A 26,265-nucleotide genomic window follows, 5' to 3' on the forward strand; every position below is an offset into this window, starting at 1 on the left:
GTGGCGGGCATGACCGGACCGACGCCACGCACCATCGCCGCGCACCTCTCGGCGACGCTGGCCCGCGTGCAACCGCTCGGGACGGTCCACGTGCCGCTCGACGCCGGCGACGTGCTCGGGCTGGTGCTCGCCCGCGACGTCCTGGCGGCCGCGCCCGTGCCGGCCTTCGACAACTCCGCGATGGACGGCTACGCCGTCCGCCGGGCCGACCTGCCCGACGACGGCAGGGAGGTCACCCTGCCGGTGCTGGCCGACGTCCGCCCCGGCTCCCCCACGGTTGTGGGCGCGATCTCTGGCCCGAATCGTCCCGGTTCGGACCGTGAATCGGGCCAGAAATCGCGCCCACAACCGGCCGGGGTGGTGCGACGACCGGCCGGGGTGGTGCGGATCATGACCGGAGCCCCCCTGCCCGACGGGTTCGACGCCGTCGTGCCCGTCGAGCGAACCTCGACCGGCAGGTTCGTCGCGGGCCGCCCGACGACGGAACGCACCGTCACGCTCGCCCGGCAGCCGCGCGACCACGTCCGGCGCGCCGGGACGGACTTGGCCGCCGGCGACCTGGTGGCCGCCGCCGGCACGGTCGTCACGCCCGGGACGATCGCCACCGCCGCCGCCGCGGGCCGCACCACGCTGCCCGTGCACCGGCGTCCCCGCGTCGCGGTGATCTCCACGGGCTCCGAGCTGGCGGGGCTCGGCACGGCCTCCCCCGGCACGATCCCCGACTCGAACTCGCTCATGCTGGCCGCCCTCGCCCGCGCGGCAGGTGCCGACGTCGTGCGGGTGGGTGCCGTGCCGGACGATGCCGGCGCGCTGGCCGCCGCCCTCGACGGCGTCGTGGGGACCGGGACGGGCGGCGCGGACCTGGTCGTCACCTCCGGAGGCGTCTCGGCGGGCGCGAGCGACGTGGTCCGCGAGGTGCTCGCGGCAGGGTCCGCGCAGGACGTCGACGTCGCCGCGGTCGCCATGCGGCCCGGCCGCCCGCAGGCGCTGGCCACCTGGCGCGGTGTCCCGTGGGTCGCGGTGCCCGGCAACCCGGTCAGCGCCCTCGTGTCGTTCACGCTCTTCGCCCGCCCGGCGGTGCGGCGTCTCGCCGGTCACGACGGCCCGCCGCCGGACCGCACCGTACGGGTGGCCCGCGGCTGGGCCAGCCCGCCGGGCGCCGAGCAGGTGCTGCCCGTCGTCACCGGGCCCGACGGCGTCGCGCCGGCCGCGCGCGACGGCCACCACCTGTCCGCCCTGCCCGCCGCCGACGCCCTGGCGATCGTGCCCGCGGAGGTCACGCAGGTCGCCCCGGGCGACGAGGTCACGGTCCGGGCCCTCGGGGACCCGACATGAGGTACGACGCCGTCGTCCTCGCCGGGGGCCGCGCCACCCGGCTGGGCGGCACACCCAAGCCGGGCATCCGCATCGGGGACGCCTCGCTGCTCGACCGAGCCCTGGCCGCCACGGCCGAGGCCGGGCTGACCGCCGTCGTCGGACCCGAGGACACCGTCGGGGAGACCGGCCACCCGGTCGTCGTCACCCGCGAGGACCCGCCGTTCGGCGGTCCGGTCGCGGGGCTGGACGCGGGCCTGCGTGCGCTCGCCCGCCCCGGCGCCCCGGACTGGGTCCTGCTGCTCGCCGTCGACGTGCCCGGGGCCGGAGCCGCCGTCCCCGCCCTGCGCGCCGCCGTCGCCGCGGAGCCCGACGCCGACGGCGCCCACCTGGTCCGCGGGGACCGTGCCCAGTGGCTCGTCGGGCTGTACCGACGGACCGCGCTGACGGGAGCGTTGGCGGAGATCGAGCCGCACGGCGCCGCCGTCCGTCGCCTCGTGGCGCCGCTCCGGCTGGTCGCCGTCCCGGACGACGCCGGGACGAGCGACGACGTGGACACCTGGGAGGATGTGAGCAGGCTCGCCGCACGCCACGCGGCGGGCGACGCCGAGGAGGGAGAAGGATGACTCAGGACACCCCGGCCGTGCTCGCCCGCTGGGTCGAGGCCGTCGAGGCCGAGCTCGCGCTGCCCGCCGGCAGCATCGACGTCGACGAGGTCCTCGACCTCGCGCGCGACGCCGCGCACCACGTCGCCCGGCCCGCCGCGCCGGTGACCACCTACCTCGTCGGCTACGCGCGCGGGCTCGCGGCGTCCTCGGGCCGCCCCACGCCGGACGACGCCGTCGCCGAGCGCGCCTCCCGCCTCGCCCTGGGCTGGCAGCCCGACCGGACCTGAGGAGCTACCGTGCCACCCGTCGACCTCGGGATCCCGTCGATCCCCACCCCCTGGCAGGACGCCACGCTGCCCCCCGACCGACCCGCCACGGCCGGTCTGGTGGACCGGTACGGGCGCGTGGCCACGGACCTGCGCGTCTCCCTGACCGACCGCTGCAACCTGCGCTGCACCTACTGCATGCCTGCCGAGGGCCTGCCCGCGCTGCCGAAGGACTCGGTCATGACCCGGGCGGAGATCGCCCGGCTCGTCGGGGTCGCGACCCGCGAGCTCGGGGTGCGCCAGGTGCGGTTCACCGGCGGGGAGCCGCTGCTGCGCCGCGACCTGGTCGAGATCGTCCAGGACGTGGCGGCCCTGGAGCACCGGCCCGAGATCAGCCTGACCACCAACGCCGTCGGGCTCGACGCGCGGGCCGACGCCTTGCGCGACGCGGGGCTGGACCGCGTCAACGTCTCCCTCGACACCCTCGACCCGGACACGTTCGCCACCCTGGCCCGGCGCCCGTTCCTCGAGCGCACCCTCGCCGGGATCGACGCCGCCGCACGCGTGTTCGACCTCGTCAAGATCAACGCCGTCCTGGTGCGCGGGGTCAACCTCGACCACGCCGCCGACCTGCTGGCCTGGTCGCTGGAGCGTGGGTTCGAGCTGCGCTTCATCGAGCAGATGCCCCTGGACGCGGACCACTCGTGGGACCGGTCCGCCATGGTGACCGCGGCCGAGGTGCGCGAGCTGCTGGGCCGCCGTTTCGCGCTGGCGCCCGACGACGAGCCGCGTGACGGCGCCCCTGCCGAACGGTTCGCGGTCCGCTCGCTCGCGACCGGCGAGCGGCTCGGCCGGGTCGGCATCATCGCCTCGGTCACCGAGCCGTTCTGCGCCGACTGCCGCCGCACCCGCCTCACGGCCGAGGGTGGCGTGCGCGACTGCCTGTTCGCGCACGACGAGTCGGACCTCCTCGGCCCGCTGCGTGCCGGCGCCTCCGACGCCGAGCTGGCCGACCTGTGGCGCACCGCCATGTGGGGCAAGGGCGCCGGGCACGGCATGGACGACCCGTCGTTCACCCAGCCCGAGCGGACCATGAGCGCGATCGGAGGCTAGGCCGTGGTGGAGCTGCGCTACTTCGCCGCCGCGCGGGCGGCCCTGGGACGCTCGCAGGACGCGCTGGCCGTGCCCGACGGCGCCACCGTCGGCGACGTCGTCGGCCTCGTCGCGCAGGGCTCGCCAGAGGCGGGGCCGGTGCTCGCCCGCTGCGCGGTGCTGCTGGACGGACGCCGGGCCGCGCCGACCGACGTCGTCCCCGACGGGTCACGGATCGACCTGCTGCCGCCCTTCGCGGGCGGCTGACCCGTCCAAGGATCCGAGGGATCGGTTCGGCACGAGGTGACCAGTTCGGCACTCCTTCGTGCCGAACCGGTCACGTCCTGCCGAACCGATCATGCGTCGGGCGAGCGGTCCGCGACGCCGGGACGCAGCGGCCGGGACTCGACGGCCGTCCAGCCGTCGCCCGCGAGCAGCGTCGCCGCGCCGCGCGACCGCAGGCCGTAGGGGCACACCACGACGACGGGGGCGTCCTTCGGGTGGGCCGCCAGCTCCGGCGGGTACTCGCCCCCGGCCAGGTCCTCCAACCGCACCCACACGGAACCCTCAGGCCCATCCCCGGCCACGAGCGACACGTCCACCACCAGCGCCCCCTCCGCGCCCTCGCCGGCGCCGCCGGAAGCGCCCCGCGCCCGTGAACGCGACGAGGAACGGGATGCGGCCGCGTCCGACTCCTCCACCGACGCCCCCGCGGCCGGCGCCAGCGGCACCTCGTCCCACGTCGACGTCCGCGCGTCGTACGACAGCAACCGCCCCAGCGCCGGCTCGCCCGTGCCGGTGAGCAGCTTGACGGCCTCCACCGCCAGGGTGGCGCCGACGACGCCGCACGCCGGGGACAGCACCCCGACCGTCGCGCAGGACTCGCCCTCGGCGGCGGGCTGCGGACCGAAGACGTCCGGGTAGGTGATCGACCGACCGTCGGGCGCCGCCGACCACCACACGGCGACCTGACCGTCCCAGCCGAGCACCGTCCCCCACACGACGGGCAGGCCCAGCGCGGCCGCGGCGTCGGAGACGGCGTAGCGGGTGGCGAACGTGTCGCAGCCGTCCACGACGACGTCGTAGCCGGCCAGGACCCGGCGCGCGTTCGACGCGTCGAGGCGTTCGCGGTGCTCGACGACCTCCACCTCGGGCGCCAGGCGTCGCAGGGCACGCGCCGCGGACGCCGTCTTGGGCGTGCCGACGGTGTCCTCGCCGTGGAGGACCTGTCGCTGCAGGTTCGACAGCTCGACGACGTCGTCGTCGACCACGCCCATCGTGCCGACACCGGCGGCGGCCAGGTACTGCAGCGCCGGCGAGCCGAGCCCGCCGGCGCCGACCACCAGCACCCGCGCCGCGGCGAGCCGCTCCTGCGCCGCGCGGCCGAAACCCTCGAGCAGCAGGTGGCGTGCGGCCCTCCGCCGTTCCTCGGGCGGCAGCGGGCCGGCCGACCGGTCCTGCGGCACCACCGGGTCGAGCGGCACTACTGCTCCTTGTGCGCCCGGATGATCTCGGCGGCCTGCGGGAGCACCTCGGCGAGGTCGCCGACGACGGCGAAGTCGCAGATCTCGAAGATCGGCGCCTCGGGGTCGTTGTTGACCGCGACGACCACCTGCGAGGCCTGCATGCCGCCCCGGTGGTGCGGGGCACCGGAGATCCCCGCACCGATGTACAGGCGGGGCGCGACGGTGACTCCTGTCTGGCCGACGTAGCGGTCGAACCACCCCTCGAACACGGCGTCGCGGGACGCACCGACGGCCGCACCGAGGGCGTCGGCCAGCTCGGTGACGGGCCCGAAGTCGCCCCCGGTCCCGCGGCCGCCGGCCACGACGACCGCCGCCTCCTCGAGGGTGGGCCGGGCGGCGTCGCGCTCGGTGGGCGTGCGCTCCACGACCGTCGGCAGGGCGCCGTCGACCGCCACGGCGAACCCCTCGACGTCGGTGCTGACCGCGGTGTCGGCGGGCTGGGGGACCACGGAGTTGGCCCGGACCGTCACCACGGCCACGGCGGTGCGGACCACGCTGGTGGTGTCCCACGACCCGGCGAAGACGCGCTTGCCGGCGACGACGCGGCCCTCGTCGTCCTGGCTGACGCTCGCCGCGTCGATGACGACGCCGGCCCCGAGCTCGCGGGCGGCCAGCGCGGCCGCCTCTTTGGCGGCGAACGACGACGGTGCCAGCACGACGTCGGCGTCGGTCAGCCGGACGGCGGCCGCGAGGGTCGCCGCGACCACGGCGGGCAGGTGGCGGGCCTGCCCCTGCGCGGACGGCGGGAGCTCGGCCTGGTGGACGGTCTCGACGCCGTAGGCACCGAGCTGCGCGAGCGCCTCGACGGTGGGGGCCTCGAGCGTGACCGCCTCGACGCGGCCCAGCGACCGGGCGACGGTCAGCAGCTCGAGGACGCTCGAGCGGACCTCGGTGGCGGGGTCGAGCAGGACCAGCACGGTGCGGTTGTGCGTGGGCGCAGACATGTCGGGGTCTCCGTTCAGACCAGGTCGTTGCGGATGAGGAACTCGGCCAGGGCCTGGCCGCCCGAGCCCTTGTCCTGGACGAGCTCCACCTCGGGCTTCTCCGGGCGTGGGGCGGCCTGCGTCGTCTCGGTGCGGGCACCGGCGGCGCCGACCGCGGCGAGGTCCAGGTCCAGGTCGGCGGCGGACCAGGTCTCGATCTGCTTGGTCCGCGCGGCCATGATGAGCTTGAAGTTCGGGAACCGCGGCGTGTTCGCGGTGTCCGCGACCGACAGCACGGCGGGCAGGGGCGCCGACAGCGTCTCGGTCGCCTCGTCCGTCTCGCGGGTGATCTCGAGGGTCCCGCCCTCGACGGCGACCTTCTTCGCGAAGGTGAGCGCCGGTCGGCCCAGCTCGGCGGCGAGCAGCGCGGGCACCACGGAGCCGAGCCCGTCGAGGGCCGCCATCCCGGTCACGACCAGGTCGACCGGGCCGTCGGCCTCCAGCCGGCGGACCGCGGCCGCCAGGGCCGCCGTCGTGCCGAAGTAGTCGGAGCCGGCCAGGGCGTCGTCGGAGACGCGGACGCCGCGGTCCACGCCCATCTGGAACGACTTGCGCACCGCGATGTCGCCCTCCGGCGGGGCCACGGTGAGAGCGACGACCTCGCTCGCCTCGCGCTCGTCGTCGGGCAGCGCCTCGACGATCCGCAGGGCGGCCTCGAGCGCGTTCTCGTCGAGCTCGTTGAGCGTGCCCTCCGCCGGGTCGCGCACGACGCGACAGTCCTCGAACCGCCGCTCGGCGTTGATGTCCGGCACGTACTTCACGAGAACGGCGATGCGCACGGGGAACCTTCCGATCCAGGTGCTCGACGGGTGGACGCTGGCGGCCGGGGCCGCCTCGCCCGAGCCTACTCGGCCGCGACCGTCCGGACCGCCGTCGTCCGCATCGCGCGACGCGCCGTGCGGCGGGGCTCCGCTCGTCGCTGTCGGTGCTCTGGTCCAGGATGGGCCCATGCAGGCCCGCCCCAAGGTCACCCCGCTGACCCGCCCCAACCGGACGCGCAGCCACGTCCCGCCCCTCGGTGTGCGCACCACCCGCGACGGCGGCATCGACGTCGCGGTGCTGGCCTCGCACGCGTCGGGCGTCGAGCTGTGCCTGATCGACGTCGTGGCCCCCGAGAAGGACCAGCACGACCCGGCACGCTACGCCGAGCGTCGCGTCACCCTGGACGGACCCACCTACGGCGTCTGGCACGGGCACGTCCCCGACGTCCCGCCCGGCCAGCGCTACGGCTTCCGCGCCCACGGGTCGTGGGACCCCGGCGCCGGCATGCGGCACAACCCGGCCAAGCTGTTGCTGGACCCGTACGCCCGCGGCTACGTCGGCGACCTCGCGTACGTCCCGGCGACGCTGCGCGGCGGTGCGGACGACGACGGCGGGCCCGACGAGCAGGACTCGCTGCCGTTCGTCCCCCACGCGGTCGTCCTGGACGGGCTGCCCGAGGCACCCCCGCTGACGCGGCCGCGGATCCCCTGGGCCGACACCGTGGTCTACGAGGCGCACGTGCGCGGCCTGACGCAGCAGCACCCCGAGGTCCCCGAGGAGCTCCGGGGCACCTACGCGGGCGTGGCGCACCCGGCCATGATCGAGCACCTGACGTCCCTCGGCGTGACGACGCTCGAGCTGCTGCCGATCCATGCCTCGACGGCGGAGCCGTGGCTGGCAGGCCGGGGCCTGACCAACTACTGGGGCTACTCGACGATGGGGTTCTTCGCCCCGCACGCCGGGTACGCCACGCGCGCCGCGCAGGAGGCCGGCCCGGCGGCGGTCCTGGACGAGGTGCGCGGCATGGTGCACCTCCTGCACGAGGCCGGGATCGAGGTGCTGCTCGACGTCGTCTACAACCACACCTGCGAGGGCGGCGACGACGCGCTGTTCCTCTCGTGGCGCGGCCTCGACAACCCGCTCTACTACCTGCACGACGGCGCCAGCCCGGCCGCGCTCGCCGACGTCACCGGGACCGGCAACACGCTCGACTTCCGCCGGCACCGGGTGGTCCAGCTGACCCTGGACTCCCTGCGCTACTGGGCGGACGTCGTCGGGGTGGACGGATTCCGGTTCGACCTGGCGGTGACCCTGGGCCGCGACCACGAGGGCTTCACGCCCGACCACCCGTTCCTGGTCGCGCTGCAGACGGACCCGGTGCTCTCCGGGCTCAAGCTCGTCGCCGAACCGTGGGACGTGGGCCCCGGCGGCTGGCAGACCGGCCAGTTCCCCGCGCCGATGGCCGAGTGGAACGACCGGTTCCGCAACGCGGTCCGGTCGTTCTGGCTCGAGGCCCCCCAGCGGGGCTCCCGCGGCGAGGCGATGTTCGGCATGCGGGAGCTGACCACCCGGCTGGCCGGGTCGGCGGACCTGTTCGGGCACTCCGACCCGCCGCTGATGCGCGGGCCGGTCGCGTCGGTCAACTACGTCACCGCGCACGACGGCTTCACCCTCGCCGACCTGGTGGCGTTCGACCGCAAGCACAACGAGGCCAACGGCGAGGACAACCGCGACGGCACCGACGACAACCGCTCCTGGAACCACGGCGTGGAGGGGCACGCACCGGGTGGCGACGACGCCGCGACCGAGCCGTGGTCCGCCGTCGTGCCGCTGCGCCGGCGCTCGCAGCGCAACCTGCTCGCGACGCTCCTGCTCGCGGCGGGCACGCCCATGCTGACGGCCGGGGACGAGCTGGGCCGCAGCCAGGGCGGGAACAACAACGCCTACACCCAGGACTCGCCCGTCTCGTGGCTGGGCTGGGACCTGGACCCGGCGGGCCGCGACCTGCTGGCCACGGCCCGGTTCCTCACCGGCCTGCGGGCCGAGCACGCCGCGCTCCGGGCGGAGTCGTTCTTCCTGGGGTCCCCCCGGCCCGGCGAGGAGGTGCCCGACCTGCTCTGGTTCGACGACTCCGGCACGTCGATGGACCACGACGCCTGGGCCGTGCAGGGCCGCCGGATCATCCAGATGCTCCGGCCGGGTCCGGACGCGGGCGAGGCCGACGTGCTGCTCGTGATCAACGGCGGGCTGGAGGACGCCGACGTGACGCTGCCCGAGCCCTTGACGGGTGCCGGTCCGTGGGAACGCGTCTGGAGCTCGACGTGGGACACGCCGGAGGGCCCCGAGCAGGCCGACGAGGCCGCCGAGCCCGGCCACGTGGTGCTGGAGTCGCTCAGCGTCGACGTGCTGGTCGCCCGCCGCTGACGCGCCCCGCTCTGGCAGACTGCGGGCATGGACGCCGACGTCATCGTCATCGGGGCCGGTCTGTCGGGCCTGGTCACCGCCACCGAGCTCACCGCCGCGGGACGCCGGGTGGTGCTGCTCGACCAGGAGCCCGAGGCCTCGCTCGGTGGCCAGGCGTGGTGGTCCTTCGGCGGGCTGTTCCTCGTCGACTCCCCGGAGCAGCGTCGCCTCGGGGTCCACGACAGCGCCGAGCTCGCGTGGGCGGACTGGCTCGGGTCGGCCCGGTTCGCGCCGGGTGCCGAGCGCGGGGAGGGTCCCGACCGGCACGGGTACGCCTGGGCGCAGCACTTCGTGGAGACGGCGAGCGGCGACCTGCGCTCGTGGTTGCACGCCAAGGGCGTCCGCTGGTTCCCGCTGGTGCAGTGGGCCGAGCGGGGCGGGTACGCCTTCGGTCCGGACCACGGCACCGCCCACGGCAACACCGTGCCGCGCTTCCACGTCACGTGGGGTACCGGCCCCGCCATCATCGAGCCCTTCGTCCAGGCGGCGCTGGAGGCCCGGTCGGCCGGACGGCTCGACCTGCGCTTCCGCCGTCGGGCCGTCGAGCTCGTCCTGACGGACGGGCGCGTCACCGGCGTCCGGGCCGAGGTCCTGGCCGACGACGACGCGGTGCGGGGCGCTCCCAGCACCCGCGAGGTGGTGGGCACCGAGGAGATCTCGGCCGGCGCCGTCGTCGTCGCCTCGGGCGGCATCGGGGCCAACCACGAGCTGGCGCGGTCCCGGTGGGACCGCGCGGCGGGCACGCTGCCGGCGCGCATGCTCTCCGGCGTCCCCGACTCCACCGACGGCCTGATGCTGGGCCACGCCGCCGACGCCGGCGCCGCCCTGGTGCACGAGGACCGCATGTGGCACTACCCCGAGGGCATCACCAACCACTCCCCGGTCTGGACGAACCACGGCATCCGCATCCTGCCGGGACCGTCCTCGCTGTGGCTGGACGCCGACGGCCGGCGCCTGCCCGCGCCCCTGTTCCCGGGGTTCGACGCCCTCGGCGCGCTGCAGCACGTCACCCGGCGCGGTGACGACCACTCCTGGTTCGTCCTCAACAAGGCCATCATGGACTCGGAGTTCGCCCTGTCCGGGTCGGAGCAGAACCCCGACCTGACCGGGAAGGACGTCCGGCTGCTCGCCCAGCGGGTGCTGCCGGGCGCCGTGGGACCGGTCGCCCGGTTCGCCCGCGAGTCCCCCGAGTTCCTCTGGGCGGACACCCCCGAGGAGCTCGCCGGCGCGATGAACGCGCTCACCGAGGCGACCCCGGGCTCGACCGGGCACGTGGACCCGGCCGCCCTGGCCGCCGTCGTCCGCGCCCGGGACGCGCAGGTGGCCTCGGGGCTCGGCAAGGACCCCCAGGTGGTGGCCACCCGGGCGGCTCGGGACTTCCGGGTCGACAAGATGATCCGCGTGTCCCCGCCCCGACCCCTCACGACGCCGAAGGACGGGCCGCTGCTCGCCGTCCGGCTCTCGGTGCTGACGCGCAAGACGCTCGGTGGCCTGTGGTGCGACCCGTCGGGCCGGGTGCTGAGGCCCGACGGGTCCGTCCTGGACGGGCTGTGGGCCGTCGGTGAGGCGGCCGGGTTCGGCGGCGGCGGGGTGCACGGGCACCGGGCGCTCGAGGGCACCTTCCTGGGCGGTTGCCTGCACACGGGGCGCGTCACGGGGCGTGCGCTGGCCGCCGTCTGACCTGGTGCGGCTCGTGAACAGCAGGTACCGGACCAGGTTCTCCGGGCATGTTGTCGCGCAGACCAGCGACGCCGTGACTAGCGTGGGGGCTGTGACGTCGCCCCAGCCAGCACCGCCCCGGCCCATCGGACGCATCCCTGTCATCGAGGTCTCCCCCGTCGTCGAGGGAGGCAGGTGGCCCGCCAAGGCCACCCCCGGCGAGGTCGTGCCCGTCGAGGCGACGGTGTTCCGCGAGGGGCACGACGCCGTGGCCGCCACCGCCGTCCTGTTCGGCCCGGACGGCCGGGTCCACTCGTGGGCACCGATGGAGGACGTCGCACCGGGTCTCGACCGGTTCCGCGGGTTCCTCCAGCCCGACGACACGGGCGACTGGTCGTTCCGGGTCGAGGCCTGGTCGGACCCCTACGCCACGTGGGCGCACGACGCGACGATCAAGGTCGGTGCCGGGCAGGACGTCGACCTCATGCTCGCCGAGGGCGCGCGGCTCTTCGAGCAGATCACCGTCAAGAGCCTCCAGCGACGCCGGACCCCGCAGGACGCCGCGCTGCTCGCCGACGTGGCCCGCGAGCTCGCCGACACCACCCGCCCCGCAGAGGCGCGCCTCGCGATGGCCACCACCCACGACGTCCGGGACGCGCTGCGGCGCATCCCGCTGCGGCGCCTCATGAGCCCGAGCGCCACCTATCCCCTGCGCGTCCACCGGCGTCTGGCGCTGGCCGGCGCCTGGTACGAGATGTTCCCCCGGTCCGAGGGCGCCACGCAGCGGCGCGACGGCACCTGGCGGTCGGGGACGTTCGTCTCCGCGGCGAAGCGGCTGCCCGCCATCGCGGCCATGGGGTTCGACGTCGTCTACCTCACCCCGATCCACCCCATCGGCACCACGTTCCGCAAGGGCCGCAACAACACGCTCGACGCCCAGCCCGGCGACCCGGGCAGCCCCTACGCGATCGGTTCGCCGGAGGGCGGGCACGACGCCATCCACCCGGAGCTCGGGACGGAGCGCGGCTTCAAGGCGTTCGTCGCGGAGGCCCGGGAGAACGGCCTGGAGGTGGCGCTCGACCTGGCGCTCCAGTGCTCGCCCGACCACCCCTGGGTCACCGAGCACCCGGAGTGGTTCACCGTCCGCGCCGACGGGTCGATCGCGTACGCCGAGAACCCGCCCAAGAAGTACCAGGACATCTACCCGCTGAACTTCGACAGGGACCCGGCCGGCATCTACGCCGAGGTCCTGCGCGTCGTGCGGCGGTGGATCGACCGCGGCGTCACGCTGTTCCGCGTGGACAACCCGCACACCAAGCCCCTGGACTTCTGGGAGTGGCTGCTGGCGGAGGTCCACGCGACCGACCCGGACGTGATCTTCCTGTCGGAGGCGTTCACGAAACCCGCCATGATGGCCACCCTCGCCCGGATCGGCTTCCACCAGTCGTACACGTACTTCACCTGGCGCAACACCAAGGAGGAGGTGCTCGAGTACCTCGAGGAGGTCTCGGGCGAGGCCGGGTCGGTGATGCGGCCCAGCTTCTGGCCGACCACCCACGACATCCTGCCGCCGTACCTGCAGCAGAGCGGCGTCGCGGGCTTCGCGATCCGCGCGGTCCTCGCGGCGACCGGCGCCCCCACCTGGGGGATCTACTCCGGCTACGAGCTGGTCGAGGACGTGCCCCGGCCCGGCGCCGACGAGCAGATCGACAACGAGAAGTACGAGTACCGGCCACGGGACTGGGGGCGGGCCGACGAGATCGGCATCTCGATGCTCCTGGGGCGCCTCAACGAGATCCGCCGCGCGCACCCCGCCCTGCAGCAGCTGCGCAACCTCGCCGTCCACCCGACCACCAACGACCAGGTCGTGGCATTCTCCCGCCGGGTCCGGGCCGAGCACCTGCCGGCCACCGGCCACCCCGGTGCCACCCAGGACGACGTCGTCCTCGTCGTGCTGACGCTCGACCCGCACCAGGTGCAGGAGTCGACCGTGCTCCTGGACCTCGAGGCCCTGGGCCTGACCCGACCCGACGGCGTGGAGGACCAGCCGTTCTTCACGGCGCACGACCTGCTCTCCGGGGAGTCCTACCCCTGGGGAGAGCATCCGTACGTCCGCCTGGACCCCCAGCAGCAGGTGGCCCATCTCCTGAGGATCGGTCCGGCATGAACGCGTCCGTGAGCGCCGGTGGCGTCGAGGTCCCCCGCCCCATCACCCGGCAGATCCCCGTGCAGGCGCTGCCCCCGCGCCAGCAGCCGGAGCCGCCGCCGCTGGCCAAGCCGGGCCTGAGCGACGACCCGGACTGGTACCGCAAGGCGGTCTTCTACGAGGTCATCGTCCGCGCCTTCTCCGACACCGAGGGGGCCGGCTCGGGCGACCTGCGCGGGATCGCCGACCGGCTCGACTACCTGCAGTGGCTCGGGGTCGACTGCCTGTGGCTGCCTCCGTTCTACCCGTCGCCGCAGCGCGACGGCGGCTACGACGTCGCGGACTTCACGGCGATCGCCCCCCAGTACGGCACGCTGCAGGACTTCCAGCGCCTCATCGAGGCGGCGCACGCCCGCGGCATCCGCGTGGTGATCGACCTGGTCATGAACCACACGAGCGACCAGCACCCGTGGTTCCAGGCGTCCCGCTCGGACCCCGAGGGACCGTACGGCGACTTCTACGTGTGGTCCGAGGACGACACGCGCTACGAGGACGCGCGGATCATCTTCGTCGACACCGAGACGTCGAACTGGACGTTCGACCCGGTGCGCCGGCAGTACTACTGGCACCGGTTCTTCCACCACCAGCCGGACCTCAACTTCGAGAACCCCAAGGTGACGCAGGCGATGATCGACGTCGCCCGGTTCTGGCTGCGGATCGGCGTGGACGGTTTCCGCCTCGACGCCGTGCCCTACCTCTTCGAGGAGGAGGGCACCAACTGCGAGAACCTGCCCCGCACGCACCAGTTCCTGCGCCAGGTACGGCGGATGATCGACGACGAGTTCCCCGGCCGGATCATGCTGGCCGAGGCCAACCAGTGGCCGCGCGACGTCGTGGAGTACTTCGGCACCGACGAGGAGCCCGAGTGCCACATGTGCTTCCACTTCCCGGTCATGCCGCGCATCTTCTACTCGGTGAAGGACCAGCGGGCCAACCAGCTCCTGGACATCCTGGCCGACACGCCGGACATCCCCGCCCCGGGGGGCCAGTGGAGCACGTTCCTGCGCAACCACGACGAGCTCACCCTGGAGATGGTCTCCACGGAGGAGCGCGCCGCCATGTACGGCTGGTACGCGCACGACCCGCGCATGCGCGCGAACGTGGGCATCCGCCGTCGGCTCGCCCCGTTGCTGGACAACTCGCGCAAGGAGATCGAGCTCGTCCACGCCCTGCTGCTCTCCCTGCCCGGCAGCCCGTGCCTGTACTACGGCGACGAGATCGGCATGGGCGACAACATCTGGCTGCCGGACCGCGACGCCGTGCGCACCCCGATGCAGTGGACCCCGGACCGCAACGCGGGCTTCTCCACGTCCGACCCGGGCAAGCTCTACCTGCCGCTGATCCAGTCGATGGTGCACCACTACCAGCACACGAACGTCGAGGCGCAGCTGGCGCAGCCGTCGTCGCTGCTGCACTGGGTGCACGGCATGCTGGCCGTCCGGCGTCTCCACCCGGCGTTCGGCACGGGGGCCTTCGCCGCGTGCGAGGCCGACGACGAGGCGATCCTGGCCTTCACCCGCACGGAGGGCGAGACGCTGGTGGTCGCGGCGAACCTGTCGGCCACCGCGCGGTCCGCGACGATCACGCTGGAGGGTCTCGAGGGCTGGTCGCTCACCGACCTGTTCGGTGGCGGGAAGTTCCCGGACGTCGGCCCCGACGGGCGCGTGAGTCTCTCGTGGGGGTCCCGCGACTTCTACTGGCTGGTGGCCACCCCGCCCGACGACCCCTCCAAGGACCGGACCGAGCCGACGCGGGCAGGCGAGTCGTCATGACCGATCTCGCCGTGCGGGCAGCCGCGCAGGGACCCGACCCGAGCGTCGAGGCCCTGCTGGCCACGTGGCTGCCCACGCGGCGCTGGTACCCCGGGCGCGGCGAGGTCCGCGCCGAGCCGTGGCTGGCCGTCACCTTCGACCCCGGCGACGACGGCGAGACCACCACCGGGCCCGACGGCGAGACCCTCGAGGCGACGTCGGCGGACGTCGTGCTGCTGCTCACCCGGCTGGAGGGCGACGCGCTGCCCGGCGGCGCCGTCACGGTGCAGGTGCCGCTCGTGCTCTCCGACCCGGCCGCGCCCGGACCCGGGTACATCGACACGGTGGCGACGTCGTCCGGCGACGTCGCCGTGCACGACGGCGGCGCGCACCCGGTCTGCTGGCTCACCCTGGCACGGGCGATGGGCATCGAGGGCCCCGCGACGACGCTGACCGATCGCGGACGCGTGCTGGCCGGCGAGCAGTCGAACACCTCGGTGATCCTGCCGGGCGTCCCGTCGGCGGGAGGCGCGGGCGGGATGCTGAAGATCCTGCGGACGGTCGCGGACGGGCCGCACCCGGACGTCGTGGTGCCGCAGGCCCTGACCGAGGACGGCTGGGACGGTGTGCCGCGGTTCCTGGGCGCGCTCGAGATCGAGACCGGCGACGCCGACGGGGCGGTGCCGGTGCCGGTGCACCTGGCGATCATGTCCGAGCTCGTGCCGCACGCGGTCGACGGGTTCGAGCTGGCGTGCGACCTCGCGAGCCGCGGCGAGTCCTTCACCGCCCATGCGACGGCGCTCGGCCGGCTGGTCGCCGAGCTGCACGAACGGATGGCGCGCGTGCTGCCGACCGGGCCTCCGCTCGACGCCGCGGCCTTCGTGGCCGGGCTGCGCGGCCGGGCGGCCCGCGCCGTGGCCGACGCGCCGTCGCTGGCGGACCACACCGGCGAGATCGCGTCCCTGCTGGACGCGCTCGAGGAGCGGCTGGGGGCCCTCGCCGAGCCCGTCCCGACCCAGCGCATCCACGGCGACCTGCACCTCGGCCAGACGCTGTTCGGCGACGGCGCGTGGAAGGTCCTCGACTTCGAGGGCGAGCCGCAGCGCCCCGTGGCCGAGCGGACCCGTCCGGACCTGCCGTGGCGTGACGTCGCCGGGATGCTGCGATCGTTCGACTACGCCGCCGCGGTCGGTGCCGCACCGGACCCGGCGACCTGGCAGGCGGAGGCGACCGGCGCGTTCCTGACCGGGTACCGCTCGGGGCGGGTGCCGCCGTCGGGTATGACGGACGACACCGCGGAGCTGGTGCTCCGGGCGCTGGTCCTCGACAAGGCGCTGTACGAGGTGGTCTACGAGACCCATCACCGGCCGCACTGGCTGCCCATCCCGCTCGGGGCCGTCGACCGGGTCTTCACCCGGCCGGTGTGACCCGCAGCAGGACCGCGCGGTCGGGAAACAGCACCGGCATCGCCAGGCCCACCTCGCCCAGGACGCGACCCGGCAGCTCCGCTCCCCCGGCCTCGACCCAGGGCAGCGGCACGCCCCACCGGGCGGCGATGCCGTCGAGCTCGCGCACCGGGCCGTCGAGCGCCACGCGGTACGTCCGGTCCGCGCTCAGACCCGGCAGCCGTACCGGCGGTGGCGGCCAGGTGTCCGACGACGCCGTGCACACCCAGGCGTACAGGGCCTCGGAACCGTCGTGCGCGACGACGCCGTGCAGGTCGTAGGCCGGGTCCGGGACGTCCGCGTGCACCACGCGGCCGGAGTGCAGCAGCGCGCGCCGCTCCTGGAAGAGCGCCACCCACTCGGCCAGCCGCCGCCGCTCGGCCGCATCGGCCTCGGTGACGTCCCACTCGATGCCGAAGTGCCCGAACAGCGCGACGGCGCACCGGAAGTCCAGGGGCAGCGCCCGGTCCGACGTCGGCGCCACGGGGGCGGAGACGTGCGCACCGAGCAGCTCGTACGGCACCAGCAGGGAGGTCCAGCGCTGGATCGCGGTGCGCTCGTGGGCGTCGGTGGAGTCCGACGCCCACACCCGGTCGGTGTGCTGCAGGATGCCGAGGTCGACGCGCGCGCCGCCCGAGGCGCACGTCTCGATCTCCAGCCCGGGGTGCCGCGCGCGCAGCGTGTCCATCAGCCGCAGGACGGCGTGCGTCTGGGCGTGGACGGCACCGCGGCCCGACGGCGGCAGCCCGGCCTCGCCGACCTCCCGGTTGTGGTCCCACTTGAGGCACGCGATCGGGTACTCGGCGAGCAGGGCGTCGAGCCGGCCGAGCACGTGGTCGAACGCTCCCGGGTCGGCGAGGTCGAGGACCTGCTGGTTCCGGGCCGCGCCGGGCAGGCGCCCGCCCGCCCCGGTGAGCACCCACTCGGGGTGGGCGCGGGCGAGGTCGGAGTCGGGGTTGACCATCTCCGGCTCCACCCAGAGGCCGACGTCCATGCCCAGTGCGCGCACGTGGTCCACCAGCGGCCACAGCCCGTCGGGGTAGACGTCGCGCGCCACCGTCCAGTCGCCCAGCCCGGTGGAGTCGTCGCGCCGCGCGCCGAACCAGCCGTCGTCGAGGACGAACCGTTCCGCGCCCACCTCGGCGGCGGCGTCCGCGAGCGCCGTCAGCCGGTCGAGGGAGTGGTCGAACGTGACCGCCTCCCACGTGTTGACGACCACGGGGCGAGGGCTGCGGGGATGCTCGGGCCGGGCGCGCAGCCAGTCGTGCACCCGCGCGCCGGCGTCGTCGAGCCCCACCCCGTAGGTGGCGTACGTCCACGGCGAGACATAGCTCTCGTCGGGTCCGAGCCGGACCTCACCGGGCTCGAGCAGCTCGCCGGCGGCCAGCAGGGACACGCCGTGGTGGCTCCGCTCGGCGAGCATCCGCTGGTTGCCGGACCAGCCAGGGTGCACGCCCCAGACCTCACCGGACCGGGCGCCGAACCCCGGTTCGCCGGCGCAGAGGAGGAACCCGCTGTCGAACCCGGGCCGCCCCCGGTGCCCGCTGCGCTCGTGCGTGCCGTGCGGGAACGGCTGCCGCTGCGGGGCCCGCTCGCGGAGCTGGTGACCGGTGAAGTCGAGGAGCTCGGTGGCCCGGGCGGGCACGGGCAGCGCGGGCAGCACGCCGGCCAGATCGTACACGTCGCCGGCGCGGGAGGTGATGGCCGCCCGTAGCCGGAGGAGTCCGGTGTGCGCCTGCTCGATCTCCAGGCGCAGGTCGAGCCCGGCCGCGTCGTCGGTGGCGTGGACGGTCAGGCCCGACGCCCACGGTGCGGGGCGCTCGTCGCGCTCGACCGCCGTGACGGCGAACCGGGTCGACGGCGCGGCCCCGGCCCGGTGCCCGGTCACCCCGCGCACGCCCGGCCACCCGGTCGAGGCCTCCGGCAGCACGGACACGGGCATCGGCCCGTCGACGGGGTACCCGAACGGCTGCGGCGCGACGCCGAGGGCGAGCGCGCGCAGCTCGGCGTCGGTGAGCTCGCCGAGGTCGGTCCCCCAGTGCACGACCACCGGCAGGCGGCCGTCGGCCACGTCGAGCACGAGGCTGACGCCGCCGGCACGCAGGTGGTGCAGGCCGGTGCGGCCGCTCATGCGCTCGTGCCTCCCCCGCCGAGCCGGCGGTACGTCGCCGCGATCACGTCGGCAGCCGGCTTGCCGTAGGGGCAGTAGTCGTCGTCCGTCGCCGCATCCTGCGGCGCGTAGAGTCCGGCGGGCCAGTCCCACAGCACCCAGCCCTGCACCCAGGGCCGCGCGGCCGTGGCGGCGAGCATGTCGGCGTACCAGCGCTCCTGCTCGGCGGGGTCCGGCGCGCCGGCGAGGGTCCAGTCGTTGGGCAGCGCCGCCGAGCCGGACCGGCTGGGGCAGCCGGTCTCCATGAAGAAGAACGGCTTGCCCTCCCGGGCGACGACCTCCTCGATGCGGTCGAGCTGCGCCTCCCACTGCCCCAGCGGGTAGTAGCCGGACGCGCTCATCACGTCGACGGCGTCCCACCAGGTCAGCCGGTCCTCCTGGTACTTGTCGCAGTTGTAGGTGATCAACCCGTCGTAGACCTCGCGCACGGCCGCGACGACGGCCCGCCAGTGGTCGGCGTGGGCGTCGGCGCGGACCATCTCGCAGCCCACGCAGAACATCTCCGCACCCTCGGCGGCCGCGATCCTGGCGTGGTGCACCACGAACTCCGTGTACGCGGCGAACCACTGCGACCACGTCGGTTCGTGCGGCACGTCCGGCTCGAGGAACCCGATGTGGGCGCGCCACGTGCCGTCGGCCACGTTGACCACCGGCTTGAGGCACACGCGCTGCCCGCGCGCCTTCGCCGCGCGCACCGCCCAGCGCACCTCGTCGTCCGTGAGCGCCGGGGCGTCCCGGAACGGGATCTCGGTGGACTGCGCGGTGGCCTGCTCGGCGGCGTACGTCACCGCCGTCCAGGTGGTGGCCAGCGACTCGACCATCGCGTCCATCGACCGCTCGGCCTCCGGCGTGGCCCACGTGCCACGGACCCCGGTCCAGCCCCACGTCATCCCGAGCACGGGGCCGCCGGGCAGCGGCACCACGGGTGCCCGGCCGGTCACCGGCGCGGTCACCGGGCCGGTCGTCGGCCCGGTCATCGGCCCGCCACCACGAGCTGGTTGAGCGAGCGCAGGACGGTCGGGGCCACCATCGCCTCGGCGTCGAGCGTGACGCCGTCGGGCACCGTGACGTGCAGGGCGACCTCCTCGCCGGGCAGCAGCGTGACCAGCTGGTCGTCCACGCGCGCGTCCGGGTGGAGCTTGTCGGCGAGCAGCGTCAGGTCCCGCACCAGGTTCTGCGCCCGCACCCGGAGCCGGTACCCGTCACCGGTGGGTTCCACCGTGGTCTCGAGCACGGGGGTGGCGAGCGCCGAGTCGCGCGGCTCGGCGAAGAACCACAGCCCGCGCACGTCGCCCAGGTGGGCGCGGACGAGCTCGCCGCCCGCCTCGCCCGCTCCGGCGACGTCGTCGGGCAGCGGCAGCGTGTGCGCGGAACGCGGCGCCACGTCCACGCGCTCGCAGGTCTTGGCGAGCTCCGTGCCGGCGTCGTCGAGACGCTGCACGACGACGTCGCCCGTCCAGCGCTCGTCGCTGTCGTTGACGAGCACCGCGGCGAGGCCGTCGCGACCGTGCGTCCGGCGAGGCTGCACGGTGACGAGGCGGTCGGCGTGCGCGTGCCGCAGCGCGAACAGCAGGGGCTTCGGGCGCTCGTCGCCGTCCACCGCCGCCCAGGAGGTCACCGGCCAGCAGTCGTTGAGCTGCCACACCACCGAGCCCGTGCAGCGCGGCGCCCAGGAGCGCAGGTGCTCCACGGCGACCTGCACCGCCGTGGCCTGGTTCCACGACATCGCCCAGTGCCAGTCCTCCATGTCGTCCGGCAGCGCGAGGTGCGGCACGAGCCCGAGGCTGAGCTTCTTGTTGCCCTCCATCGCCTTCTGGTGCACCTGCATGCCGGGTGACTCGGGGGTCAGCGGGTCGTCGCTGACGGCGCGGGTGAGCGTCGCCCACGTCGGCGGCCCCTGCCAGCCGAACTCCGCCATGAACCGCGGGACGTCGTCGCGGTAGCGGGTCCAGTCCAGCCGGTTCCACACCTCCCAGGAGTGCATGGAGCCGTGGTCGGGGTCGTTCGGGTGCACGGCCGGGTCCTCGGACCACGGCGACGACGGCGTGTAGGGCCGCGTGCCGTCGACCTCGGCCACGACGGCCGGCAGCAGCTCGGAGTAGTAGCCCCATCCCCACGACCTCCCCTCCAGGAGGGGCTCCCAGCCCCACTCCTGCACGCCCCAGACGTTCTCGTTGGAGCCGTTCCACAGCACCAGCGAGGGGTGCGGCGTCAACCGGGCGACGTTCTCGCGGGCCTCCGCCTCCACCTCGGAGCGCAGCGGCTCGTCCTCGCTGTAGGCGGCGCAGGCGAAGGCGAAGTCCTGCCAGGTGAGGATGCCGCGCTCGTCGCACAGCTCGTAGAAGTCGTCCGCCTCGTAGGTGCCACCGCCCCACACGCGCAGCAGGTTGATGCCCGCGTGCTCGGCCTGGTCGAGCCGGCGGGCGTACCGCGCCCGGTCCACGCGGTGCACGAACGCGTCGTCCGGGATCCAGTTGGCACCCTTGACCCACACCGGGCGGTCGTTGACCACCAGCGTGAACGAGGTGCCGTCGTCGTCCGGGACCTGGTCCAGCCGGGTCGAGCGGAAGCCGGTACGGCCCCGCCACGTGTCGACGACCGCGCCGCCGACGGCGAGGCCCACCTCGACGTCGTACAGCGGCTGGGCGCCGTGCCCGCGTGGCCACCAACGGTCGACGTCGGGCACCTCGAGGCGGACGACGGCGGTCCCCCCGCTCGCGGGGACGGCGGCGGTACCCGTCAGGTCGACCTGGCGACCGGCGAGCCGGACCGACACGTCGGCGGTCCCGCCCACCCCACCGGGCGCCGCCGCCACGTCCGCGCGGACCTCCAGGTGCCCGCGAGCGCCGTCGTCCGGCGTCCGCGGACCGGTCCCCCGGCCGGTCTCCGCGGTGCCCGACGACGCTGTCGCGAGCACGCGGACCGCGCCGAGGCGAGCGGCGCGCCACGACTCGAGGCGCACCGGGCGCCAGATGCCCACGGTGGCGACGTCGATCCCCCAGTCCCAGCCGAAGTTGGACGCCATCTTGCGCATCGCGTTGAACGGGTGGTGGTTGACCTGGGGCCGCTGGCCGAGCGCGAGGCTCTGGGCGTCGGCGTACGGCACCGGGGCGGTGAACCGCACCACGAGCTCGTTGTCGCCGTCGGTCAGCAGCTCCGTGACGTCGAACCGGTAGGAGCGGTGCTGGTTCGCGGTGCGGGCGACCTCGGTGCCGTTGAGCAGCACGGTCGCGACGGTGTCCAGGCCGTCGAACGCCAGCTCGTGGCGGGCGTCGTCCGGACCGGCGGCGTGCGTGAACGTCGTCGTGTACTCCCAGTCGCACCGGCCGATCCAGCCGAGCAGGCGCTCGTGGTCGTCGAGGTACGGGTCGGGGATCAGCCCGGCGGCCAGGAGGTCGGTGTGGATGCAGCCCGGCACGGTGGCCGCGACCCCCGGGCCGGCGAGGTGCTCGGCCAGGTGCTCGGGGACGCGGGGGCTCGTGCTCCGGGCGGTCCACCCGGTGTGGAGCGGTGCGGTGCGGCGGGGGGAAGGGGGGGTCACTTGGTGGCTCCGGAGGTCAGTCCGCTGTAGATCTGCCGCTGCAGCAGGAGGAACGCGACGAGGGTCGGGACGATCACGAGCACGGCGCCGGCGGAGATGATCTCCCACTGGGCGCCGAACGGGCCCATGAACCGGAACAGCGAGGTCGAGACGACGCCGAGGTCGCGCGAGGGCATGTAGAGGAACGGGATGTAGTACTCGTTGTAGATCGCGATGCCCTTGACGATGACGACGGTCGCGATCGCCGGTCGCAGCAGCGGGAAGATGATCCGTGCGTAGATGGTCAGGCGGTTCGCGCCGTCGAGCATCGCGGCCTCGTCCAGCGACCGCGAGATGCCCCGCATGAACTGCAGGAAGATGTAGATCGAGATGATGTCGGTCCCCGTGAACAGCACGATCGCGGCCCACCGGGTGTTGAACAGCCCCAGGCCGTTGACCACCTGGAACGTGGCGACCTGCGTGGTGACCGCCGGCACGAGCGTGGCGAGCAGGAACGCGCCCATGACCAGGCGCCGTCCACGGAAGTCGAAGCGGTCGACGGCGTAGGCCGTCATCGTGCCGATGACGATGGTGCCGACGAGCGCCACCACGAGGATGATCGAGGTGTTGACGAACCCCTGCACCATGCCGCCCTGGGTGAAGGCCGTGACGAAGTTGTCGAGGTTCGTCCAGGTCGTCGGCGGGGTGAGGGGGTCGGTGGTCGCGAACTCCTCCTTGGTCTTGAAGGCCGCCATGAAGACGGTCACCAGCGGGATGATCGCGGCGGCGCAGGCCACGACCAGGCTGGCGTACTTCGCGGTGGTGGCCACGGGCCCGAGGAGCGGGTGCAGCGCACGCACGCCGTGCCGCAGCCGCAGCACCGTCCGTTCGACGGGACCCGTCCGCCCGGGAAGCGTCGTCGTGCTCATGTCAGGTCCACCTTCTCGTCGGGGAAGATCCGGCGCTGGATCCAGGTGATGAGCAGCACGATGAGCAGCAGCACCACGGCCATCGCCGACGCGAGACCGAACTTCTTGAACTCGAAGGCCTGCTGGACGGTCTGGATGACGAACGTCGTGGTGCCGTTGGCCCCACCGGTCATGATCCAGGGGATCTCGAACACGGCCAGCGACCCGGAGATCGCCAGGATCGTGGTCAGGCCGATCACCTGCTTGATCCCCGGCGCGATGATGTAGCGGAACTTCTGCCAGCTCGTGGCGCCGTCGAGGTCCGCCGCCTCGTAGAGCTCGTGCGGGATCGACTGGATCGCCCCGAGGAACAGCACGAAGTTGAGGCCCATGTAGCGCCACACGCTGGTCGAGGCCAACGAGACGTTCGCCAGGTCGGGGTTCCCCAGCCACTGGGGAGGCTCGGCGACCCCGACGAGGGCGAGCAGGGCGTCCAGGGTGCCGCCCGGGCGCAGGAAGAACAGGAACACCAGGCCGATCGCGACCCCGTTGATCAGGTAGGGGAAGAAGATGATCCCCTTGAAGAAGTTCCGTGCCCGGGTGCGGAAGCTGAGGATCGTCGCGAAGTACAGCGCGAGCCCGAGCTGCAGGAAGGCGCCCGCCAGGTAGTACAGGCTCACGAGGAAGACGCTGAACATGTCCGGGTCCGTGAAGATCCGCTGGTAGTTCTCCAGCCCGACGGGTTCCTTGACGGGCGCCATCCCGTTCCAGCTCGTGAAGCTGTACCAGACCATGTTGGCCACGGGGACGTACGTGAACAGCACCAGCAGGCCGAGGGGTGCCGCGAGGAAGAGCCACGGCGTGACCCTCCAGCCGCGGCCCGGCCCGCGCCGTCGTGGCGCCGGGGGCGGGGTGGCCGTGGTGCGGACTGCCGCCCCACGGACCGGGGACGAGACCGTCGACATGGCGGTCCTCCTCTCGCTGGGGCCCCGGTGCGGCGGAGGTCCTCCGCCGCACCGGGGAGCTCGGTCACTCGCCGACGGCGGCGCGGGCGTCGGCCCAGCGCTGGTTCAGCTCGGCGAAGAAGGACTCCTTGTCGCCGTCCGCGGCACCGCGGGCGACGTCGACGAGCTCCTGGCGGTAGATGTTCCCGTACAGGTCGATCTCGGCGGTGTTGACGACCTCGGACTCGTAGGCCTCCTGACCCGCAGGGGCCGGCGTCATCTCCACGTACTCCACGCCGGCGGCGTCGAAGTCACCGAGCGTCTCGGGCGCCGGGCCGTCGACGAGCGGGGAGATCCCGCCCTCGTCGTAGGCGTAGCCGGACTCCTCGGCGAACCACTCGATCCAGGCGCGGGCGGCGGCCTTGTGCTCGGAGTTGACGTTGATCGCGTTCTTGTAGTCGCCCGCCACCTGGGCGTGGAAGGTGCCGTCCACCTGGTACGGGAACGGCATGTAGCCGATGTCGTCCGCCGAGGCGCCGGCGTCCTCGGCGGCCTGCTGCATCTGGGTGATGGCCCAGGAGCCCAGGAGCATCGTGGCGACCTCCCCGGAACCCAGGAGGGTCTTGGACTCCTCCCAATTCGTGGTGGTCGGGTCCTCCTCGCTGAGCCCGTTCGCCACGATGTCGAACAGCAGCCCGTCGGAGATGCCGTGCCACTCGTCGGCGGCCCAGGGCGTGTCGCTGTGGGCGACGTGCGTGTTCTGGTACTCGGGGTCGCCCATGGCGCCACGGTTGCCGTCCCACTGGCTCAGCGGCCAGCCGTCGGCGTAGTTCGTGTAGTACGGCACCGCGTCGGTGCTGTCGGCGACGGCCTGCAGGTCGTCGAGGAACTCGTCCGGCGTGGTCGGCAGGTCGGTGATGCCGGCGGCCTCCCAGACCTTCTTGTTGTAGACCAGGCCCTGGGTGTTGACGGTGATGGAGACGCCGTAGCCCTGTCCGTCGTAGGCCTTCTCCTCGACCAGGCGGTACTTCTCGCTCAGCTCCTCCACGGTGCCCAGCGGCTCGAAGTAGGTGCCGAGCTGGTCGGGGGTGACGCTGTTGGGGATGAGCAGGACGTCGCCGTAGTCCGCCGTGTTCATCCGGACGGCGATCTCGCCCTCGTAGTCGGTGAGCGCCTCGAACTCGACGGTGACGTCGGGGTACTCGGCCTCGAACCGCTCCTTGTAGTCCATGAAGACGGTGTCGACGATGTCGGTGCGCTGGGTGATGACGGTGATCTCGCCCGACGGCTCGCCGTCGTCGGCGGACCCGCCCGGGTCGGTGCCGCCACCGCAGGCGGACAGCGCGAGCGCAGCGGCCGCGGTGACGGCCGCGCCGGGGATGAGGTGCCTCGTTGCCATGTCGTGCTCGATTCCGGTCGTCGTTGACGGGGTGACGACGCTCACCTTAAGCGGTTAAGTTGTCGGCGGTCAACCACCACCGCCGGATCGATGCCTCGTCGCTTCGCCCCCGTCGGGACGAGCGCCGGTCAGGACTCCGCGGCAGCCGGACCGGTCGAGCCGCGCACCCGGAGCACCGGGGTGGCGTCGAGGAAGCTCCCGTGCGGAGCTCCCTCGATCCGCTCGAAGAGCCGGCGGGCGACGTGCGCCCCGTAGCTGGTCACGTCGTGGCTCAGGGCGGTGAGCTGCGGGAACGCGGCCTCGCACAGCGGCGAGTCGTCCCAGGCCACCAGCGAGAGGTCCTGCGGGACGCGCACGCCCAGCTCGTGGGCGACGCCGAGCCCTGCGAGCGCCATGACGTCGTTGTCGAAGACGACGGCGCTGACCGGCCGGTCCGCGGTGAGCAGCGCGCGCGTCGCCGCGGCCCCGGCCTCCGGGGTGAAGTCGGCGCGCTCCACGCGGGGCTCCACCCCCCGCCGTCGCGTCTCGTCGTCGAACGCGAGGTCCCGGATGTGGGTGTGCCCGAACGCCTCCGTCCCCGTCACCCGACCGATCCGCCGGTGCCCCAGCCCGGCCAGGTAGCCCACGCACTCGCGCAGCGCCGCCGCGTCGTCGGTCCAGACCGCGGTGGCACCGCCCGCGAGGGACGGGTCCCCCACGACGACGGCGGGCAGGGCGTCGGCGTCGGTGAGCAGCGGGAGCCGCGGGTCGTCCTGACGCGGGTCCACCACCACGACGCCGTCGACCCGGCGGGCCGCACGCCACCGCCGGTGCGCCGCGATCTCGGCGTCGACGTCGGGCACGACCTGCAGGAGCAGACCGTAGGACCGCTCGGAGAGCACCTGCTCGATGCCGGCCACGAACTGCATGTAGAACGACTCGAACCCGAGGGTCTCCGGCGCCCGCGCCAGGATGAGGCCGATGGTCTCGGCCCGCGCGCCGGACAGCGACCGCGCCGCCTGGCTGGGCCGCCAGCCCATCTCGGCGGCGATCGCGAGGATGCGCTCGCGCGTCCGTGCCGAGACCCCCGGCCGGTCGTTCAGGGCGTACGAGACGGCTCCGGTCGACACCCCGGCGCGGTCGGCGATGTCGGCGATCGTGATGCGAGCCATTCCTCACCTCTCCTCGCCAAGGATCGTACGTCCTCCCGCGGCCGGCAGGACCGGACCCGACACGTCGGCGCGCACATGGCGACAACTCGCGGCCACGG

At 74.0% G+C, this 26,265-nt stretch carries 20 protein-coding genes; 10 read left to right on the forward strand and 10 right to left on the reverse strand.

All coding sequences use genetic code 11. The features are described from left to right. Positions 1–9: 9 nt before the first annotated feature. The 5 genes from BCL65_RS13340 to BCL65_RS13360 are packed head-to-tail and all read left to right on the forward strand — an operon-like array spanning position 10 to position 3,547. Entirely contained in the window at positions 10–1,335 is a 1,326-nt protein-coding gene (locus BCL65_RS13340) for a molybdopterin molybdotransferase MoeA (protein WP_106268823.1), read from the forward strand. Further along, positions 1,332–1,940, forward strand: a complete 609-nt coding sequence (mobA, locus tag BCL65_RS13345; protein WP_106268825.1) for a molybdenum cofactor guanylyltransferase — start codon at positions 1,332–1,334, stop codon at positions 1,938–1,940. Before BCL65_RS13340 ends, mobA begins: the two co-directional genes overlap by 4 nt. After that, positions 1,937–2,209, forward strand: coding sequence for a DUF6457 domain-containing protein (locus BCL65_RS13350; RefSeq protein WP_106268827.1), 273 nt, complete (start codon positions 1,937–1,939; stop codon positions 2,207–2,209). The genes mobA and BCL65_RS13350 overlap by 4 nt, the downstream gene beginning before the upstream one ends. 9 nt (positions 2,210–2,218) lie before the next feature. Continuing rightward, on the forward strand, positions 2,219–3,301 hold the full coding sequence (moaA, locus tag BCL65_RS13355) for a GTP 3',8-cyclase MoaA (RefSeq protein ID WP_106268828.1): 1,083 nt from the start codon (positions 2,219–2,221) through the stop codon (positions 3,299–3,301). A gap of 6 nt (positions 3,302–3,307) precedes the next feature. Beyond that, positions 3,308–3,547, forward strand: a complete 240-nt coding sequence (locus tag BCL65_RS13360; protein ID WP_207767732.1) for a MoaD/ThiS family protein — start codon at positions 3,308–3,310, stop codon at positions 3,545–3,547. 89 nt (positions 3,548–3,636) lie between these two features. Here the strand turns inward: BCL65_RS13360 and BCL65_RS13365 are convergent, their stop codons facing one another. The 3 genes from BCL65_RS13365 to BCL65_RS13375 are packed head-to-tail and all read right to left on the reverse strand — an operon-like array spanning position 3,637 to position 6,568. Next, on the reverse strand, positions 3,637–4,764 hold the full coding sequence (locus tag BCL65_RS13365) for a HesA/MoeB/ThiF family protein (protein WP_106268831.1): 1,128 nt from the start codon (positions 4,762–4,764) through the stop codon (positions 3,637–3,639). Beyond that, a complete protein-coding gene (locus BCL65_RS13370; protein ID WP_106268833.1) occupies positions 4,764–5,750 on the reverse strand; it encodes an electron transfer flavoprotein subunit alpha/FixB family protein in 987 nt (328 codons plus the stop codon). Before BCL65_RS13370 ends, BCL65_RS13365 begins: the two co-directional genes overlap by 1 nt. A 14-nt stretch (positions 5,751–5,764) precedes the next feature. Further along, positions 5,765–6,568, reverse strand: coding sequence for an electron transfer flavoprotein subunit beta/FixA family protein (locus BCL65_RS13375; RefSeq protein ID WP_106268835.1), 804 nt, complete (start codon positions 6,566–6,568; stop codon positions 5,765–5,767). 169 nt (positions 6,569–6,737) lie between these two features. Between BCL65_RS13375 and glgX the strand changes: the two genes are divergently transcribed. From glgX to BCL65_RS13400, 5 genes are all read left to right on the forward strand, one after another. Then, entirely contained in the window at positions 6,738–8,975 is a 2,238-nt protein-coding gene (gene glgX, locus BCL65_RS13380; protein WP_106268837.1) for a glycogen debranching protein GlgX, read from the forward strand. 27 nt (positions 8,976–9,002) lie between these two features. Beyond that, positions 9,003–10,694 (forward strand): FAD-binding dehydrogenase, encoded by a 1,692-nt coding sequence (locus BCL65_RS13385; protein WP_106268839.1) that lies wholly within the window; start codon positions 9,003–9,005, stop codon positions 10,692–10,694. 82 nt (positions 10,695–10,776) lie between these two features. Further along, the gene (locus BCL65_RS13390; RefSeq protein WP_106268841.1) at positions 10,777–12,840 is read left to right on the forward strand and encodes an alpha-1,4-glucan--maltose-1-phosphate maltosyltransferase; all 2,064 of its coding nucleotides are present in this window, start codon (positions 10,777–10,779) and stop codon (positions 12,838–12,840) included. Further along, the gene (gene treS / locus BCL65_RS13395; protein WP_106268843.1) at positions 12,837–14,651 is read left to right on the forward strand and encodes a maltose alpha-D-glucosyltransferase; all 1,815 of its coding nucleotides are present in this window, start codon (positions 12,837–12,839) and stop codon (positions 14,649–14,651) included. The genes BCL65_RS13390 and treS overlap by 4 nt, the downstream gene beginning before the upstream one ends. Further along, on the forward strand, positions 14,648–16,057 hold the full coding sequence (locus BCL65_RS13400; protein ID WP_106268845.1) for a phosphotransferase: 1,410 nt from the start codon (positions 14,648–14,650) through the stop codon (positions 16,055–16,057). The genes treS and BCL65_RS13400 overlap by 4 nt, the downstream gene beginning before the upstream one ends. Here BCL65_RS13400 and BCL65_RS13405 read toward each other — a convergent pair. From BCL65_RS13405 to BCL65_RS13435, 7 genes are all read right to left on the reverse strand, one after another. Further along, complete coding sequence (locus tag BCL65_RS13405; protein WP_106268847.1) at positions 16,041–18,206, reverse strand: alpha-galactosidase; 2,166 nt, start codon at positions 18,204–18,206, stop codon at positions 16,041–16,043. The genes BCL65_RS13400 and BCL65_RS13405 overlap by 17 nt on opposite strands. After that, positions 18,203–19,222, reverse strand: coding sequence for a glycoside hydrolase family 113 (locus BCL65_RS13410; protein ID WP_445614933.1), 1,020 nt, complete (start codon positions 19,220–19,222; stop codon positions 18,203–18,205). Before BCL65_RS13410 ends, BCL65_RS13405 begins: the two co-directional genes overlap by 4 nt. Further along, positions 19,219–21,786, reverse strand: coding sequence for a glycoside hydrolase family 2 protein (locus tag BCL65_RS13415; RefSeq protein ID WP_106268849.1), 2,568 nt, complete (start codon positions 21,784–21,786; stop codon positions 19,219–19,221). The genes BCL65_RS13410 and BCL65_RS13415 overlap by 4 nt, the downstream gene beginning before the upstream one ends. Then, positions 21,783–22,694 (reverse strand): carbohydrate ABC transporter permease, encoded by a 912-nt coding sequence (locus BCL65_RS13420; protein WP_106268851.1) that lies wholly within the window; start codon positions 22,692–22,694, stop codon positions 21,783–21,785. Before BCL65_RS13420 ends, BCL65_RS13415 begins: the two co-directional genes overlap by 4 nt. Next, positions 22,691–23,638 (reverse strand): carbohydrate ABC transporter permease, encoded by a 948-nt coding sequence (locus BCL65_RS13425; protein WP_106268853.1) that lies wholly within the window; start codon positions 23,636–23,638, stop codon positions 22,691–22,693. Before BCL65_RS13425 ends, BCL65_RS13420 begins: the two co-directional genes overlap by 4 nt. Positions 23,639–23,702: 64 nt before the next feature. Continuing rightward, positions 23,703–25,016 carry an ABC transporter substrate-binding protein gene (locus tag BCL65_RS13430; protein WP_106268854.1) on the reverse strand — a complete coding sequence of 438 codons (1,314 nt, stop codon included), beginning with the start codon at positions 25,014–25,016 and terminating at the stop codon, positions 23,703–23,705. 128 nt (positions 25,017–25,144) lie between these two features. Next, a complete protein-coding gene (locus BCL65_RS13435; protein ID WP_106268856.1) occupies positions 25,145–26,167 on the reverse strand; it encodes a LacI family DNA-binding transcriptional regulator in 1,023 nt (340 codons plus the stop codon). Positions 26,168–26,265 lie beyond the last annotated feature (98 nt).

It is taken from the genome of Isoptericola halotolerans (genome assembly GCF_003003075.1).
Taxonomy (GTDB): Bacteria; Actinomycetota; Actinomycetes; order Actinomycetales; family Cellulomonadaceae; genus Isoptericola; species Isoptericola halotolerans_A.